This is a genomic window from Novosphingobium soli, from assembly GCF_042432915.1.
In the GTDB taxonomy this organism is placed as follows: domain Bacteria; phylum Pseudomonadota; class Alphaproteobacteria; order Sphingomonadales; family Sphingomonadaceae; genus Novosphingobium; species Novosphingobium soli.
Window position 1 is genome coordinate 57,670 of the sequence record NZ_JBHLWK010000013.1, and the last position, 16,753, is coordinate 74,422.

The 16,753-nt window shown below is 68.9% G+C and carries 16 protein-coding genes; 10 read left to right on the forward strand and 6 right to left on the reverse strand.

Annotated elements, in window-relative coordinates:
• Positions 1-60: 60 nt before the first annotated feature.
• The 4 genes from rsmA to ACFFJC_RS10850 form a co-directional block, all read right to left on the reverse strand.
• Positions 61-888 carry a 16S rRNA (adenine(1518)-N(6)/adenine(1519)-N(6))-dimethyltransferase RsmA gene (gene rsmA / locus ACFFJC_RS10835; protein WP_379487521.1) on the reverse strand — a complete coding sequence of 276 codons (828 nt, stop codon included), beginning with the start codon at positions 886-888 and terminating at the stop codon, positions 61-63.
• Positions 885-1,898 (reverse strand): 4-hydroxythreonine-4-phosphate dehydrogenase PdxA, encoded by a 1,014-nt coding sequence (gene pdxA, locus ACFFJC_RS10840; protein WP_379487522.1) that lies wholly within the window; start codon positions 1,896-1,898, stop codon positions 885-887. Before pdxA ends, rsmA begins: the two co-directional genes overlap by 4 nt.
• Before the next feature lie 10 nt (positions 1,899-1,908).
• A complete protein-coding gene (locus tag ACFFJC_RS10845) occupies positions 1,909-3,267 on the reverse strand; it encodes a peptidylprolyl isomerase (RefSeq protein ID WP_379487523.1) in 1,359 nt (452 codons plus the stop codon).
• A 191-nt stretch (positions 3,268-3,458) separates the two neighbouring features.
• Entirely contained in the window at positions 3,459-5,792 is a 2,334-nt protein-coding gene (locus tag ACFFJC_RS10850; protein ID WP_379487524.1) for an LPS-assembly protein LptD, read from the reverse strand.
• A gap of 95 nt (positions 5,793-5,887) precedes the next feature.
• On the opposite strand from ACFFJC_RS10850, the gene ACFFJC_RS10855 reads away from it, so the two are divergent.
• The 6 genes from ACFFJC_RS10855 (at position 5,888) to ACFFJC_RS10880 (ending at position 11,231) form a co-directional block, all read left to right on the forward strand.
• Positions 5,888-7,351 carry a leucyl aminopeptidase gene (locus tag ACFFJC_RS10855; RefSeq protein WP_379487525.1) on the forward strand — a complete coding sequence of 488 codons (1,464 nt, stop codon included), beginning with the start codon at positions 5,888-5,890 and terminating at the stop codon, positions 7,349-7,351.
• Between the two features lie 17 nt (positions 7,352-7,368).
• Positions 7,369-7,806: a DNA polymerase III subunit chi gene (locus ACFFJC_RS10860; protein ID WP_379487526.1), complete on the forward strand. Its 438-nt coding sequence runs from the start codon at positions 7,369-7,371 to the stop codon at positions 7,804-7,806.
• A gap of 562 nt (positions 7,807-8,368) precedes the next feature.
• Complete coding sequence (locus ACFFJC_RS10865) at positions 8,369-9,796, forward strand: hypothetical protein (protein WP_379487753.1); 1,428 nt, start codon at positions 8,369-8,371, stop codon at positions 9,794-9,796.
• 387 nt (positions 9,797-10,183) lie between these two features.
• Positions 10,184-10,606 (forward strand): nucleoside-diphosphate kinase, encoded by a 423-nt coding sequence (gene ndk, locus ACFFJC_RS10870; protein ID WP_379487527.1) that lies wholly within the window; start codon positions 10,184-10,186, stop codon positions 10,604-10,606.
• A gap of 126 nt (positions 10,607-10,732) precedes the next feature.
• Positions 10,733-10,873: a hypothetical protein gene (locus ACFFJC_RS10875; RefSeq protein ID WP_379487528.1), complete on the forward strand. Its 141-nt coding sequence runs from the start codon at positions 10,733-10,735 to the stop codon at positions 10,871-10,873.
• Between the two features lie 112 nt (positions 10,874-10,985).
• Complete coding sequence (locus ACFFJC_RS10880; RefSeq protein ID WP_379487529.1) at positions 10,986-11,231, forward strand: hypothetical protein; 246 nt, start codon at positions 10,986-10,988, stop codon at positions 11,229-11,231.
• Positions 11,232-11,528: 297 nt separating this feature from the next.
• Here ACFFJC_RS10880 and purN read toward each other — a convergent pair whose 3' ends face one another.
• Positions 11,529-12,479, reverse strand: coding sequence for a phosphoribosylglycinamide formyltransferase (gene purN / locus ACFFJC_RS10885; RefSeq protein WP_379487530.1), 951 nt, complete (start codon positions 12,477-12,479; stop codon positions 11,529-11,531).
• The gene (gene purM, locus ACFFJC_RS10890) at positions 12,472-13,575 is read right to left on the reverse strand and encodes a phosphoribosylformylglycinamidine cyclo-ligase (protein ID WP_379487531.1); all 1,104 of its coding nucleotides are present in this window, start codon (positions 13,573-13,575) and stop codon (positions 12,472-12,474) included. The genes purN and purM overlap by 8 nt, the downstream gene beginning before the upstream one ends.
• Positions 13,576-13,644: 69 nt before the next feature.
• On the opposite strand from purM, the gene ACFFJC_RS10895 reads away from it, so the two are divergent.
• From ACFFJC_RS10895 to ACFFJC_RS10910, 4 genes are all read left to right on the forward strand, one after another.
• Positions 13,645-14,922 carry a heavy-metal-associated domain-containing protein gene (locus ACFFJC_RS10895; RefSeq protein ID WP_379487532.1) on the forward strand — a complete coding sequence of 426 codons (1,278 nt, stop codon included), beginning with the start codon at positions 13,645-13,647 and terminating at the stop codon, positions 14,920-14,922.
• 11 nt (positions 14,923-14,933) lie between these two features.
• Positions 14,934-15,572 carry a P-loop NTPase family protein gene (locus ACFFJC_RS10900; RefSeq protein ID WP_379487533.1) on the forward strand — a complete coding sequence of 213 codons (639 nt, stop codon included), beginning with the start codon at positions 14,934-14,936 and terminating at the stop codon, positions 15,570-15,572.
• A gap of 68 nt (positions 15,573-15,640) precedes the next feature.
• A complete protein-coding gene (epsC, locus tag ACFFJC_RS10905; protein ID WP_379487534.1) occupies positions 15,641-16,333 on the forward strand; it encodes a serine O-acetyltransferase EpsC in 693 nt (230 codons plus the stop codon).
• 16 nt (positions 16,334-16,349) lie between these two features.
• Positions 16,350-16,721: a DUF2794 domain-containing protein gene (locus tag ACFFJC_RS10910; RefSeq protein WP_379487535.1), complete on the forward strand. Its 372-nt coding sequence runs from the start codon at positions 16,350-16,352 to the stop codon at positions 16,719-16,721.
• The last annotated feature ends 32 nt before the right edge of the window (positions 16,722-16,753 follow it).

The following is a 16,753-nucleotide window of genomic DNA, read 5'->3' on the forward strand; positions in this document are numbered from 1 at the left end:
TTCGGCGGGATAGCGGCGGGGATGCGGCCGCCGTCCCCCTCCGCCGCGGCGGGAGGGCGATCAGGCGGTCGGCGAAAGGGCCCTGGCCACCGAGACGAACTCGTCGATCGACAACGTCTCGGCGCGCCGCTGCGGGTCGATGCCCAGACGCTCCAGCGCTTCCAGCGCGCCGGGAACGCCCTTGAGGCTCTGCCGCAGCATCTTGCGACGCTGGCCGAACGCCGCCTCGGTCACCCGCTCCAGCACGCGCATCGACACGCCCGCAGGCGCCGCGCCGGGCTCGACGTGGACGATCGCCGACATGACCTTGGGCGGCGGCGTGAAGGCGCTGCGGTGGACCTTCATCGCCAGCCGGGCGCGCGAACGCCATTGCGCGAGCACGGCGAGCCGGCCGTAGGCGGAGGTGTCGGGCGCCGCGACGATGCGGCGGGCGACCTCCTCCTGGAACATCAACGTCAGCGAAGCCCACTGCGGCGGCCACGCCTCGCCCGAGAGCCAGCCGGTGAACAGCGCCGTCCCGACGTTGTAGGGCAGGTTGGCGACGATGTGGTACGGCCCTTCGAACAAGGTCGCCGGGTCGATCTTGAGGGCGTCTCCCTCGATCACCCGCAGCTTGCCGGGGAAGGCGGCCTCGACCTCGGCCAGAGCCGGGAGGCAGCGCCGGTCCATCTCGATCGCGGTGACGTGGGCGCCGGCGCGCAGGAGCGCGCGCGTGAGGCCACCGGGGCCCGGGCCGACCTCCAGGACGTTCTGCCCTTCGAGGCTGCCGGGGATCGCGGCGATGCGGTCGAGCAGTTGCTCGTCGAACAGGAAGTTCTGGCCCAGCGCCTTGGATGCGGAGAGGCCGTGGCGGGCGATCACCTCGCGCAAGGGGGGCAGGCCGCTCATGCCCGAACCTCGGCGCGGCGGGCGGCGCATTCGCCGGCCATGCGGAGCGCCGCGATCATCGCGCCGGCGCTCGCCACGCCCCGGCCGGCGATGGCGAAGGCGGTGCCATGGTCGGGCGAGGTCCGCACGATCGGCAGGCCGAGGGTGACGTTCACACCCTGGTCGAAATCGAGTGTCTTGATCGGGATCAGCGCCTGGTCGTGGTACATGCACAAGGCGACATCGTATCCCCTCCGGGCGTGCGCGGCGAAGAGGGCGTCGGCCGGGTGGGGGCCCGAGACGGCGAGCCCCTGCGCCTGCAGGGCGGCGATGGCGGGGGCGATCACGTCGCGATCCTCGGTCCCCATGCGCCCGTCCTCGCCCGAATGGGGATTGAGCCCGGTGATCGCGATCCTGGCCGCGGGCAGGCCGAAGTCCCGGGCCAGCGCGCGCGCGACGATCCGCGCCTTGCGCTCGACGAGGGGGCGCGTGACGAGGCCGGGGACCGAGGCGAGCGGTTCGTGGACCGTGAGCGGGACGGTGCGCAGCGACGGGCCCGCCAGCATCATCACCGCATCGTCGCGGGGGGTGCCGCAGGCGTCGGCGAGGAACTCGGTCTGCCCGGGCTGGGTGAAGCCCACCGTCGCCAGCCGGGACTTCGCGATCGGCCCGGTGACGATCGCTCCTGCCACGCCGGACAGCGCCAGATCGGTGGCGCGCGCCAGCGAATGCAAGGCCAGCCGCGCGCCCGCCTCGTCGGGGGAGCCGAAGGTCGGGGCGCAGTCCTCGTCGCCAAGCACCGGGAGCCCGGTGCCGAACGCCGTGGCGGCATGCTCGGGCGCGCCGATCAGGGTGACCGGCACGTCGAGGCCGCGCGCCGCTGCGGCGGCACGGAGCACGCCGGCGCCGCCAACCACGAAGAATACCGGCAAGGCCTCGGCGCCGCGCCGGGCCCAGGCCTCGACGATCACCTCGGGAGCGATCCCCGCCGGATCGCCCAGCGAAACGGCGAGGGGAGGCGCCAGCGTCATGCCGTGCAGGTCAGTTGTACTCGATGACCGCGTCGCGCCGCAGGTCGCGCAGATAGGTCTGCGCGCGCTTGTTGATGCGGTCGTCCTCTAGCTGCGCCTGGAGCTGCTCGAAGCTGGGACCGTCGTTCACCTGCGGATCGTCCCGGCCGCAGAGCATCAGGATGCGCACGCCTTCGTCAAGCGAGCCGAACGGCGGCAGCGTCTCGCCGGGCGAGAGCTGCAGGACGGCGCTCTGCACCTGGCCGGGCAGGTCGCGGGCCTTGACCTGGTCGTTGGTGACGACCTGGGCTCCGAGGCCGCTCGCCACCTTGTCGACGTCGCCGCAGCCCTTCGCCGCCTTCATCGCGGTCGCGAACGCCTCGGCGCGCTTGCCGGCCTCGGCTTCGCTGATGCCCTTGGGGAAGGGCAGCGAGATCTGCTTGAGCGCCAGCACCGCGTCGCGCGGGTCGGCCGTGAGCACCTGGCGCTTGTCGATCAGGTACAGGATGTCGAAGCCGCCCGGCACCTCGATCGGACCGACCAGCTGTCCCGGCTCCATGTCGCGCGCGACGGCCGAGAGTTCGTTGGGCAGCTGCGCCAGCCGCACCCACCCCAGGTCGCCGCCGACCGCAGCCGTGGTGGCCTCGGAATACTGGCGGGCATAGGCGACGAAGCTGCCGCCCTGCCGCAGCTGCTGCACGATCTTGGTGGCGTTCTCGTAGACCTGCTGGCGCGCCTCGGGGACCGCCGAGAGATAGATCTCTCCCAGACGATACTCGGCGGTGCCCTTCATCGCCTTCATGCGCTCGAGCATCTCGTTCACCTCGTCGTCCGAGACGTTGATGAACGGCTGGACGTTGCGCTGGAGCAGGCGCTGCCACGACAGTTCGCCGCGGATCTGGCGCTTGAGCGAATCCGCCGAGGAGCCGACGCGCTTGAGGTAGGCGTCCATCGCGCCGGTGTTCTGGCCGAAGTTCTGCGAGGCGACGCGGGCGTAGGACTGGTCGACCTCGGCCTGGCTGACCTCGATGTCGGCGGCCTTGGCTTCCTGGATCTGCAGCGTCTCGTCGATGAGGTTGCGCAGGACCTGCAGGCGCAGGCGCTTCATCTCCTCCTCGTCGATCTTGCCCTGGTTGGCGGCGACGATGAGCGCGAGGCGCTGGTCGACGTCGGTGCCGGTGATGACGTCGCCGTTCACGACCGCGGTCGCGCGGCGCACGTTGGGGTTGTCGTTGCCGAAGATCTTCACGTCGTCGGGGATGACGATCTCACCCTGTTGGGCGGACTGGGCATGGGCGACGCCGGTGCCGAGCGTGGCCGACATGGCCGCGAGGCTCCCGACACAAAGGAGCGCGCGCCTGATGAACCTGCTGCGATTGACTGCTTGCACCGTGATTTCAATCCCGTCTTCGACCGGCGGAGCCGGATCACCATCGGGCAGGTCCGTCCATGAGACGTCCTGCCGCACCGTCCCAGCGCTCCTGCCGGGCGGCGGCTTAACTGAAAATGAGCACACCCGATAGCGGCTTTGCAGGGGCGTGCCAATGTTTCGCCGGCATGTTGCCGGGGCAATGTTCCCGATCAATAGGCGCCGATGTTCTTGAGCCGGAAACCGAGCTGGAACGAGTTGCCCCGCTGCACGTCGCCGATCGCCACGTAGTCGCGCCGCCAGGTGATCGAGAGCTGGATGCAGTCGTCCTCGTACGCGGCGCCCAGGCGCGTGCGCAGCGGCTGGAATCCGTCAGACCCGTTCTCCGGATCCTCCGAGCGGTCGGTCATGTTCACGACGGCCGAGCCGAACAGCGACCAGTAGCGCGCAAAGGCGATGCGCCCGGCGGCACGCAGCTCCTCGCGGTCCTGGAGATCCTCGATGTCGGCGGAGATGTCGCGGTTGAGCTTGGTGTAGCCGACCTCGATGTAGGAGCTGGTGTTGCCGATCACCGCGTCAAACTCGTTGCGCCGCACCGCCAGCGTGTCCTTGTCGACGCGGAAGCGGTGGATGAAGTTCACGAAGTCGCGGTAGCGCACTTCGGTCCGGCCGACGATGTCGGAGGTCTTGTTGGCAAGGCCGGTCCCGTCGGGCAGCACGGTGGCGCGGTTGCTCAGGCGCACCGACTGGCCGACGGTGGTCTTGATCCGCCAGCGCGGCCGCTCGAACTGCCAGTCGAAGCCGTAGGTGAAGCGCACGCCGTCCTCGATCCGGTCGTACCCGGGGAAGCGGTTGAGCGCGAAGAGGTTGCCGGTGTCGAGATCGATCGCCCGCGAATCCTCGTTGGGGATGTCGAGGTTGCGGATTCTCGGGCTGGCGACGAGCTGGACCCTCGGCGTGAGCACCTGGGTGCCGCCGAAGACCTGCCCCACCAGCGGCCACTTGACGTCCACCGCGGCGGTGGCGACGCCGCGCCCCTGCCATCCGGACATGCCGCGATAGAGCTCTTCCACCGTGTCGGCGTTCTCGTCCGAGTGGTAGACGTCGCCGCGTACCAGCCCGGTCAGCGTCAGTTCCTGGCCCATGCCGGTGAGCCGGCGCAGCGACCACTGGGCGCTGGCGAAGGCGCGCTGCGTGTCCTGGCCGTCCGGGCGGGTGATGCCCAGGGTGTTGACCTGCGCTTCCAGCCGCCCGCCGAGGATCGGATCCGCGAAGCGGCGGCGGTAGTCGATCACCGGCAGCGCGACCGGGATCTGCCCCTGCTCGCGATCGGAGACCAGCGTCTGCGTGGCGTAGCCCGCGAACGAGAAGTAGCTGTCCTGGTCGATCCGCTCGACCTCGACCAGCGAGCGCAGGCGGTCGTCGCGGCTGATGTCGTAGCGGCGCAGGAAGGTGCGGTCCGTCGCGCGCCGGATCGAGGCGGTGACGCTCCAGTTGTCGTTCAGCTGGAAGCGGCCGTTCGCGAAGACGTAGCCGCGGAACGCCTTCTGGCTGTCCGGGCTGTCGTCCTCGCCGCCGAAGATCGGGATCTTGCTGCTGGCGGTGGCGTAGCCGGTGATCTGGTAGGCGCCCTTGTCGGTGAGCGCGCGGTATTCCATCGCGGCCATCGGGGCCGCCTCGGTGAAGACCGAGAGCCTGCCGGTGAGGTCGCGGTTCTCCGCGATCTTCCAGTAGTAGGACTGCGCGATCTCGAAGCCGTTGGAGGGGCTGGAGCGGATGTCCGGGACCAGGAAGCCCGACACCGAGCTCCCGTCCGTGCCGATCGTCAGGCCCAGCAGCGGCAGCTGGACCAGCCCGAACAGCTCGATCCGCGCGTCCTTGAATCGCACGCGGTTCTGCGCGTCGGAGTAGATCACCTGCTTGGCGACGATGCGCCAGGTCGGCTTCTTCGGGCAACCCTCCTCGTCGACGACGTCGCACCCGGTGTACGCCGCCTGGTTGAGGATGACGTCGCCGTTCGCGATCCGCTCGCCCTTGAGCGCGGCAAGCCGGCCGCCCTCCCGCATGACGATGAGGAGGTTCTCCATCATGCCGGTCTTGAGCTCGTCGGTCAGCTCGACCCGCTCGGTATAGAGCTGGTTGCCGTCCTGGTCGACGAGGCGGACGTTGCCGGTGGCGACGATCTGCCCGCTCTGCCGGTTCCACGTCACCGTGTCGGCGCGCACCGACTGCGCCTGCCCGGATTCATCGCGGCGGCGCAGCACCACGTTGCCGCTGGCGGTGACCAGTTCGCTGTCCTGCGCGTACTCGACCTCGTTCGCCTCGAACGCGACCGGCTCGGCGTCGCCCGTGGCCGGGGGAGGGACGGGCGGGGCGCCTTCGATCGGCGCCACGTCGACCGGGCGCGACAGGTCCTGCGCCGTTGCGAACTGGGGAAGGGCGGCGAAGGCGGCGCCCAGCGCCAGAGCGCGCACCGAGAGGCGGCGCAAGCGGCGGTCCGGACGGCGGGTCGGGGCTTGCAGCGGGATCTGCACGGCAGGGAGCATGGCTTGCCTATCGCATCGCCTGTGCCTAACTGCAATCCAGTCATGCGGCGAAGCGCACAAGATCGGTGTCGCGCCGGAAGAATCCAGGAGAATCCATGAAGATCCAGTTCCTTGGCGCACCGACTGACGCGCAGGCCGGCGTGGTGGCGCACCTCGTCAACCAGGATGCGGTCCCGGCCGGGCTCGAGCCGGTGCTGGTCGAAGGCGCAAAGCGGGCGCGGTTCTCCGGCAAGGCGGGACAGGTCTTCGACGGCTTCGTGGAGCGGGGCGGCCAGGTCGTGCGCGTGGCGCTCGCCGGCATCGGCGAACCCGCCGGCAAGGACCGGCCGGCCGCCATCGAGCGCGCCGGTGCCGCGATCGTGGCGCGCTATCTCACCAGTGGCGAGACGTCGCTGGCGCTCGACGTCACCGACGCCGGGCTCACGGCCGAGCAGGCTGCCGGGGCGCTGCTGGGCGCCGTGCTGCGGGCATGGCGGCACGACGCCTACCGCACCCGCCTTTCCGAGGACGCCAAGCCCAGCCTGGCCGAACTCGCGCTGGTCGGCGCGCCCGAGGGCACCGAGGCGGCGTGGCAGGTGGAGCAGGCGGTGGCCGAGGGGGTCGCCTTCACGCGCGAGCTAGTCACCGAGCCTGCCAACGTCATCTACCCGGAATCGTTCGTGGAACGCTGCCGCGCGCGTCTGGAGGGCACCGGCATCAAGATCCGCGTGCTCGACGAGGACGCGATGCGCCAGCTCGGGATGGGTTCGCTGCTGGGCGTCTCCCAGGGCTCGGCGCGGCCCGCGCGCCTGCTGGCGATGGAATGGCTCGGCGGCGAGGAGGGCGGCAAGCCGGTCGCCTTCGTGGGCAAGGGCGTGTGCTTCGACACGGGCGGCATCTCGCTGAAGCAGCCGGCCGGCATGGAGGACATGAAGTGGGACATGGGCGGCGCAGGCGCCGTGGCCGGTGCCATGCTGGCGCTGGCCCGGCGTCAGGCCAAGGCCAACGTGATCGGCGTGTGCGGCCTGGTCGAGAACATGCCCGACGGCAACGCGCAGCGTCCGGGCGACGTGGTCACCTCCATGTCCGGCCAGACCATCGAGGTCATCAACACCGACGCCGAGGGGCGCCTGGTGCTGTGCGATGCGCTCACCTGGGTGCAGCGCGAGTATGCGCCTGCCAAGATCGTCGACCTCGCCACCCTGACGGGCGCGATCATCCTCAGCCTCGCGCACGAGTATGCCGGCCTGTTCACGAACGACGACGAACTGGCGCAGCAGCTCGACGCGGCCGGCGAGGGCAGCGGCGAGCGCCTGTGGCGCTTCCCGCTCGGCTCCGCGTACGACAAGATGATCGAGAGCCCGATCGCCGACATGAAGAACGTCGGGCCCCGCTATGGCGGGTCGATCACCGCGGCGCAGTTCCTGCTGCGCTTCGTCGAGAACGACACCCCCTGGGCGCACCTCGACATCGCCGGCACGGTCTGGGCCGACAAGCCCGGCGCCACCTGGGACAAGGGCGCGACCGGGTTCGGCGTGCGGCTGCTCGACCGCTTCGTACGCGACGCGCTGGAAGCCTGAGCCGGGACCCGCGGCCGATGCGCGTGGACTTCTACCAGCTCAGCCGCGACCCTGCCGAGGCGGCGCTGCCGCTGATCGCCCGCAAGGTGCTGTCCGATGGCGGGCGCCTGCTGGTGGTGTCCGGCGACCGCGACCAGCGCGAGCGGATCTCGCGCGCGCTCTGGTCGCTGGGGCCCGAGACGTTCCTGGCCAACGGGCATGCGGGCGACCCGCAAGAGGCGCGCCAGCCGATCCTCCTGTCCGACACGCCCACCGCCGCGAACGGGGCGCAGTTCCTCGCCATCGCGGACGGCGCATGGCGCGAGGGCGCTGAGCCCTTCGCCCGCACGTTCTTCCTGTTCGACGACGACACCGTCCAGCATGCCCGCACCGTCTGGCGCGACCTGCGCGCGCGGGGCGGGGTGGAGCACTTCTACTGGAAGCAGGATGGGGGCCGCTGGGTGCAGGCGGGATAAGCGCGGGCGCGGCTGCTTGCGCGCCAAATCAGGCATTCAGCGATGCCTTGGCGCTACCCAGCCCTGCATTCGCCTATCATTGCGGGCAAACGTCCGATTGACGCTGCGGTGTTGTGAAAGCCCAGCAAGCCGGGCTGCGCGATCCTCGACCACATGCCAGTCTGCTGCGCGGAATAGGCGCGCTGTCGGCAAGGATACGATAGCCGCCGCCTCGACGGACAACGCGCATTGAAGGTTGGTGGCGAAGCGGCATCGAACCAGAGTCTAGCTCTTCGTCACCGCTTCCTTCGAATAAGTCTGTGTCCGCACCGGATTCTGCCGTTCGCGGCGGTAAGCTCTTCAATCTCAAGTTCGAACATGCTCTTCATCAATTCGAGCGATGCACCCTTCAAGTGCTTGGGCAATTTACTGCTTGTCGGCAGTGCCACACCTGCGGCACCCCCGCCACTCAATGGCGCGGGCAACGACTGAATCGGGGGTGTGGTTCAAGCTTTCTATCATAACAGCGCGGTTCATTAAGAATCTCACAGTTACTGCGAGGGCGAAGTGGGGTAGGGACTTGATGAAGGACTACAGGATAGGCAAGGCCAAGGCGACAGCGGGCCGAACGCTCAAAGCGAGTAGCGATGCGCTTGATGGTGCCGCCAAGTTCATGGAAGAGCGGCGCCCGGGTATCGCCAATTCCACGCGTGAGGCGCTGGATTGGGCGGGGCGGGCTTCCGAGGCCGCGGGACAGGCACTGGCAGAGAAGGCTGCCGCGCTCGCCGAGAATCGCAAAGAGGTTCGGCCGGCCAAAAACGCCGGCGAGAAGCTGATCGACGTCGCGGCGGGTTCGGCCATTGTCTTCGCCCGCGTGATGGGGAAATTCATCAACGGGCTTGGCGGCGCTGCGCGGCGGGTCTCTCCCACGGTTGGGGCTGCAACGGGCAGCATGATCGTCGGTACCGTTGCCACCATGTCGGGCGCGTTGGATTCGTTTGCGCTGACACAGGCGGATTTCGATGCGATGGAGCAGCGGCTTGCACTCGCCGGTGCCAAAGCGCGCGAACAAGCGCAAGATGAGCTGGAGCGGATCAACTTCGCACGTCTGTTCCGCCGGCGCGATGCCCTCCTGGATCTGCTGGCGATTGGTGGAGTCTCACTGGCCGATTTCCTGCGCCTTCCACACGAGGTGCCATTTGAAGTGCAGCAAGCATTTGCGCTGGCTTACCCTGGGCTGACGGCCGCCGGCGAGACGTTCACTGATGCCGTAGCTCGCATTCCTACCGACAATCTCGTGCACTTGGTCAACGGCGTGAAGGGCAAGCTGTTCGAGATTGAACTGGTGGATCAGCTCAACAGCTCGCTAAGCGACGGGCTTCATGCCGAACTTGCCGCGTCGGCCACGCAGCCGGGCTACGATATCCTCGTGCGCGATGCCCATGGCGACATCGTTCACGAACTTCAGGCCAAGGCGACCGAGTCCGCAAGGTATGTGAGGGAAGCACTGGAGCGCTATCCGAACATCGATATCACCACGACATCCGAGGTTCACGGCCATCTCATGGCGCTGGGCCTCTCGCCCGAGCATGTGACCGACAGTGGTATCGCCGAAGCCGCGCTCCAGCACAAGGTCGAGGCAGCGGCGGGAATTGGCCACCATGTCGGCGCCAGCGACTTCGTACCGTCTGCCTTGGGATTGGCCGTGATAGCGTTCTCGGCCTTCAGTCAAACCCGGGTCAGCTGGGAAGAGCGCGGCGTGGTCTTCGGCGAACGTGCGGCAAAGGCGACGATTGCCGGCGCGGCCGCCAAGAGTGTGCTGATCGCAACGAACACCTGGTGGATCGCGCTTCCGGCGGGCGTGGGCCTGCGCGTGATGGTCGGTCGCGGCGATGCCAAGCGCGAGCGTTATGACGCACTCAAGGGCATTGTTGACAGTCTAGAGGCGGCGAACACTGCAGGGCTTCCTATCTCGAAAGTAATGCCGACCCAGCTTGAACACGGCCGCTGACAATTGTCTCAGACAGGCTCCTCACGACGCAGTGTGCGCTAACGGCAGGTGACGAAGCACGGCTAAGGAGGCGGATCGATGAGGTACGGATTGTCCTCTGCTAGCGCGAGGTGCCGGGATCGAATCGTCTGCACTACAAGAGTGGCAATCGGCGAATGAAAGGCCAGCGCGGGTCGCGAACTGCCGGCTCCGCTCGTCAGGTCGGATGGCGAACTGACCCGCCCCGACCAGTCCTTCCCACCCCGCTCGGCCTGGGCTTGTCGAAGCCCTCGACAGAGCAGGCGTTGCAGGCCCAATTCGACACTCCGCTGTCCACCTTGCGGCTCGCTGCAATCCCCGCTAGGGGCGCGCGCAACGATCACGCAGTCCAGTTCAAGGAACAGTCCCATGGCGGTTACCCGCACCTTCTCGATCATCAAGCCCGACGCCACCCGCCGCAACCTGACCGGCGGCGTGACCAAGATGCTCGAGGACGCCGGCCTGCGCGTCGTCGCCTCGAAGCGGATCCAGATGACCAAGGAGCAGGCCGAGGGCTTCTACGCCGTCCATGCCGAGCGTCCGTTCTTCAACGACCTGGTGTCGTTCATGATCTCGGGCCCGGTCGTGGTCCAGGTGCTCGAGGGCGAGGACGCCGTGAAGCGCAACCGCGACGTGATGGGCGCCACCAACCCGGCCAACGCCGAAGAGGGCACCATCCGCAAGACCTACGCCGAATCGATCGAGGCGAACTCGGTCCACGGCTCGGACTCCGAAGAGAACGCCGCGATCGAGATCGCGTACTTCTTCAAGCCGGAGGAGATCGTCGGCTGAACGGCCGAGGGTTAACTCTTCGCAACAAAAGACGAAGGCCGCCGTTCTGGCGGCCTTTTTCTTTGTGTGGTGTGGCCGGCGATGCCTACCATGGCGGCGTGACTTCGCTCTGAGAGGAATGGCCGCGTGCACATGGGCAAGACGATCCTCGTCGCCGGGACGCTGTCGTTCCTGGCGGCCGTCCTGGTCTCCCTTGCCGCCCGCGTCGAAGAGGCGCTGCCGGGCGGTCCGGCCCAGGCGCACGCGATCGCTGCGGTCGAGCGCTGAACGGCATCGCCGCCGCGGCTGCGCGATATCGGCGGCGCGCTCCACGCCCGCGGCGATTCGGTTTGATCCATCGTGTCTCGCTGCTGTACCGTGCCGCCAAAGGAGACGAGCGATGCAGGGCATGGGCGAGGCGGGCGAGAGCTGCCCTTTCGAATTCAACTTCGACGAGAAGGCCTTCAAGGTCGGCGACACCGTCAGCTACCGCGTCAACGGCAGCCTCGAAGGCTTCCCCTTCGTCGGCACCTTGGTGGAGGTCCATGACGAGTACGTGCTGATCGCCGGCGACCCGCAGGACCCGACCAAGCACTACCGCGGCACGCGCGAGAGTCGTCCGCTGGTCGACTACAACGAGATCTGACCGGGACCGCGCCGGGGAGCGCGGGAGCGCAGGATCCTCCGGTCCTCCCCTCCGATGACGCCCGGTTCCTGCCTCCTGCCTGCCCACTCCCCACGCTGCGAGGGGCCAGTGGCACTGGCCACCGTCGGGAGGCAAAGCCACGCGCGGCCGGTGGGACGGGGCGGATTTCCCTCCTTCCGAGGCGCCGCGCCTCCGCTCGCGCCAACGATGTCCGCGTGTGCCGTGGGCAGCGCTGGTGGCGCGCTGTTGCGGCCCTAATGCGGCGCTATCGACATCGCCGCGTAACGCTGGACGATGTCAGAACGAATCCGCCGCATCCATGAGCGCCGTCAGCTTCTTCGGCGCCACGGCACGCCACGACCGGGCGAGCCATTCGCTGAGGGCATCCCAGTCGTTGCTCCCGGTGTCGAGCCGGATGCCGATCCAGCCGTCGCCGAAGTAGGCCGGGCGGAAATAGCGCTCTTCGTCCTGCTCGGTCAGCATCGCCTGCTCGTCGGCGCCGCTGATCTTGACCAGCAGCGCGATACGGCCGTCGCCGTGGTGATCGGCGCTGAAATAGGCGAATTTCTTGCCCTTCACGATGCCGAAGCAGGCCATTCCGTGGCTGACCGTCTCGTCCGATTCCGGCAAGGCGAGGGCGCGCTCCCGCACCCTCTCGAGCAGCCACTCGGGCCGCGTCTCGCGAGTGACGAGGTCGGCCAGGCAGCGGGAGTAGAGCTGGTGCTCGGCAATCAGCACGCGGGCGGCCAGGGTGTCTGGCGTGTCGTCGGCCAGGATCGCGACCGGTGTCTGGCCCAGGATCGGGCCGTCGTCGAGCGCCGCCGTCACCAGGTGGACGGTGACGCCCCCATGGCTGTCCCCCGCCGCGATCGCCCGCTCGTGGGTATGAAGGCCGGTGTACTTGGGCAGGAGCGAGGGATGGATGTTGACCATCCGCCCCTCCCATTGCGCGACGAAATCGGGGGTCAGGATACGCATGTAGCCCGCCAGCGCCACCCACTGCGCGCCGCTTTCGCGGATCGCCGCATCCATCGCCGCGTCGTGCTCGGCGCGCGCCATCCCCTTGTGGCTCAACGCGAAAGTAGGGATACCTTCGGCGGCCGCAAGGCGAAGGCCCTTGGCGGTGGGGTCGTTGGCGGCGACCAGCACGATCTCGTAGGGGCAATCGAGGGAGCGGCTGGCGTAGAGCAGGGCAGCCATGTTGGTGCCGCTGCCCGAGATCAGGACGGCGACTCTGGCCTTAGCCAAGGTGCACCGCCTCCCACGGTTCGCGCGCGGACCATGCCTCGGCGGAACCCTGCACGGTGCAGCCCTTGTCCCCGGGCTCGACGGCGCCGATCACGAAGACGGTCTCGCCGGCGGCTTCCAGCTCGCTCTTGAGGGCGGCCGCCTCGTCCGCTGCCACGGCCAGCACCATCCCGATGCCGCAGTTGAAGGTGCGCGCCATCTCGGCCGGCTCGATATGACCCTGCGCCTGGAGGAAGGCCATCAGGCGCGGCTGCGGCCAGGCATCGGCGTCGATCCTGGCATGCAGACCCCGGGGCAGCACGCGCGGAATGTTCTCGAGCAGGCCGCCGCCGGTGATGTGGGCCAGCGCATGAATCCGTCCGGCGCGGATGAACGGCAGCAGGCTCTTCACGTAGATGCGGGTTGGCGCGATCAGCGCGTCGATCAGCAGCGTGTCCTGGTCGAACAGGGCAGGGCGGTCGAGCTTCCAGCCCTTGTCCGCCGCCAGTCGCCGCACCAGCGAATAGCCGTTCGAGTGGACGCCCGAGGAGGCCAGGCCCAGCAGCACGTCGCCAGCCGCGACCTTGTCGCCGGTCAGTTGCTCGCCCCGCTCCACGGCGCCGACGCAGAAGCCGGCGAGGTCGTAGTCGCCCGCGGCGTACATGCCCGGCATCTCGGCCGTCTCGCCCCCGATCAGCGCGCATCCGGAGATCCTGCAGCCGTCCGCAATGCCGGCGACGACGCGCTCGGCGACACCGTTTTCCAGCTTGCCGGTGGCGAAGTAGTCGAGGAAGAACAGCGGCTCCGCGCCTTGCACGATAAGGTCGTTGACGCACATGGCGACGAGGTCGATGCCGATCTGGTCATGGCGATCGTGGTCGATCGCGAGCTTGACCTTCGTCCCGACGCCGTCGTTGGCAGCGACCAGCAGCGGGTCCTTGTAGCCCGCCGCGCGCGGGTCGAAGAAGCCGCCGAAGCCGCCGAGTTCCGCGTCGGCACCCGGCCGCGCGGTGGACTTCGCGAGGGGGGCGATGGCCTTTACCAGCGCGTTGCCGGCCGCGATCGAGACGCCGGCCTGCTCGTAGCTGTAGCTCTTCTGGGAGTTATCGTCGGACATTGCGCGCGCCTAGCGCTTTGTGGCTTGGATTTCCATCGCCGTTTGGGCAAAAGGCCCCCGGTTTCGACAATGGCGATCACGATCTCCCCGAAAATCCCGCGGCCCGCCCGCATGGGCCCGGCCGGAAAGGCAGCTCTCGTGTGGGGCGGCGCGGCGGCACTCGTGGTCGCGGCGATCGGCGGAGCGCGCCTCGTCGCGCAGATCGAGGGCGACCGCGGGATCGCGCCGCTGGCCAATTCCGAGGATATCCAGGTCAACGGCATCCGCGTGGACGTCGGCGGCAAGACCGCTGCAGAGGCGCGCGAAGCGGGCTGGAAGCAGGCGGAAAAGCTCGCCTGGAAGAAGCTGGGCGGGCCGGACATGCCGGTGGAGGCGATCGACGCCATGGTCTCCTCGGTGGTGATCGGGCAGGAGCAGATCGGCCCGCGGCGCTATATCGCCACGCTGGGCGTGATCTTCGACAAGGCGAAAGCCGGGCAATACGTCGGCAGCTCGGCAGGCTTCGGCCCGCGGTCGGCGCCGCTGCTGCTGATCCCGGTGCTGCAGTCCGGCGGGGTGCGGCAGGTGTTCGAGGTGCGGGGGCCGTGGCAGCGGGCCTGGGCGGAATTCCAGGCGTCCACCAGCCCGGTCGACTATGTGCGGCCGACGGGGTCGGGCGGCGAATCGCTGGTCCTCACCGCCGGCCAGACGAGCCGCCGCAGCCGCCTGTGGTGGCGCACGGTGCTCGGCCAGTTCAACGCATCGGACGTGCTCATGCCCGTGGCGCGATTGGAGCGGCAGTGGCCCGGAGGCCCCATCAAGGGCACGTTTACGGCCCGTTACGGGCCGGATAACAAGTTCCTCGGCAGCTTCACGATGACGGCGCCCGGCGAGGAAGCGCTGCCGCGCATGCTGGAGCAGGCGGTCGGACGGGTGGATGGGCTGTACCGCGATGCCCTCATGCAGGGGGCTCTGCACCCGGACCCGACCATCAGTGCCGGGGGTGAGGCGCTGGACCGCGCCTTCGAGGAACTGCGCGAGAAGCTGATGCCCAAGGGCGATGCAGATCCCGCGCTGGCGCTTCCGCAGCCGCTGCCCACCATCCGCCCGGACGAGGCCATGGGCCTGCCGGCGGAGACGGTGACAGTGCAGTTCGCGACGCCGGATGCCGCCGCGCTCGACGCCGCCCTAGCTGCGGTGCGCGGGGTGCCGGGGACCCAGGGCGCCGCCACGACCAGCCTCGCGATCGGCGGGACCTCCGTCATGCGCGTGACCATCGCCGGCGGCTCCGAGCGGCTGGCGACGGCGCTGCGGGCGCAAGGCTGGAAGGTGGCGGGCGGAGCCGGCGCTCTGAGGATCAGCCGCTAGGCCGTCCTCGCATGAGGCAGATCGCCCTCCCGCTGTCCGCCGCGAGCGACAGCCCTTCGCGCATCGTCGTGGGCAGCGCCAATGCCGGCGTGGTCGATGCGCTGCTGGAGCCGGCGCGCTGGCCGTTCCACACCGCGATCCTGAGTGGCCCGCCGCGCTCGGGCAAGTCGCTGTTGGCGCGCTGGTTCGCCGGTTCGGGTGCGGGCGATGCCATCGACGATGCGCATGCCGTGGCCGAAGACGTGCTCTTTCACCGCTGGAATCGCGCGCAGGAGAGCGGCCGCCCCTTGCTGCTGGTCGCCGATCGCCCCTTCGCGGCCGGCCCTCCCGCCGACGACGCCGGAGCCGTCTGGCGCGTCAGGCTGCCGGACTTGTCCTCCCGCCTCGGTGCCGCGCTGGACCTTGCCATCGGGGAGCCCGATGACGCGATGCTGGCCGACCTGATCGAGGTCCACGCGGAAATGCGCGGGCTCGTCCTCGATCATTCGGCAACCCACTATCTTGCAGGACGTTGTGAGCGTAGCCATCTGGGCGTCGAGCGCGTCGTCGCCGCGGTGGACAGGCTCAGCCTGGAGCGCAAGGCTGCGCCGACGCTGGCCATCTGGCGCGATGCGTTGAATGAGACTAAGGCCGGCGGCTCGACCATGTGATGAGGGCGGACTGGCCGCGTCGTGAGCCGGACGCTGCAGGGCGGATCGAATGATGGGAGTTCTCGGGCATGCTGGGTAATATCGTCCGCTACCTCGACTCCGTCGTCGCGCGCGATCCCGCGCCTCGCTCCCGCTGGGAAGTGCTGCTCTATCCCGGGGTCTGGGCGCTGTTCTGGCACCGCATCGCGCATGCGCTGTTCAACGCCGACCTGTTCTTCCTGGCGCGCGCCGTCAATCACTTCGCCCGGGGCGTGACCGCCATCGACATCCACCCGGGCGCGAAGATCGGCCGCAACTTCTTCATCGACCATGGCTTCACCGTGATCGGCGAAACCGCCGAGATCGGCGACAACGTCACCATCTACCAGTGCGTGACGCTGGGCGGCTCGAACCCCACCAACGGCGTCGGCGGCAAGCGCCACCCGACCCTGGAGGACAACGTGATCGTGGGTTCCGGTGCGCAGATCATCGGCCCGGTCACGATCGGACGCCGTGCCCGTATCGGTGCGAGTGCGGTGGTCACCGAAGACGTTCCCGAGGGCGCCACGATGATCGGCGTCAAGGCGCGCTCCACGCTGGTCAAGGCGGAGACCTGGGCCAAGGAGTTCATGCCCTATGGCACGCCCTGCAAGGAACCCTGCGAGCCGACGGGGAACCAGCGCGTGGACGAGCTGGAGCGCGAGATCGCCGATCTGCGCGCGCGGCTCGACGCGATGCAGGAGGCTCGCGAGGAGCCTGCGCGGGAGAACGAGCGGTGGTGAGGGCCCGGTAGGCTGAATGGCGGCAGGACCCCAGAACGGACCCATCCCCAGCGGCAGCGTGGTCGCCTTCCCCGGCTCGCGGCAGCAGCAGGTGGGCTTCGACCGACTGGAACTTCAGCGCATCCTGGACCTCTACGGCCGCATGGTGGCGGCGGGTCTGTGGCGCGACTACGCGATGGACTTCACACGCGATGCGGCCAGCTTTTCCGCCTTCCGCCGCGCCGCGGAGCGCCCGCAGGCGCGGATCGAGAAGCGCCCTGCGCTGCGCGGCAAGCAGGGCATGTGGACGCTGTTCGGCGAAGTCGGCCAGGTCCTCAAGCGCGGGCACGAGCTGGCGAACGTGCTGAGCCCGCTGGAACGCAAGCTGCTCAAGGTGGTGGAGGACTGAGGCCCCGGCCGGCGGCGGGCGGCGCTCGCCCG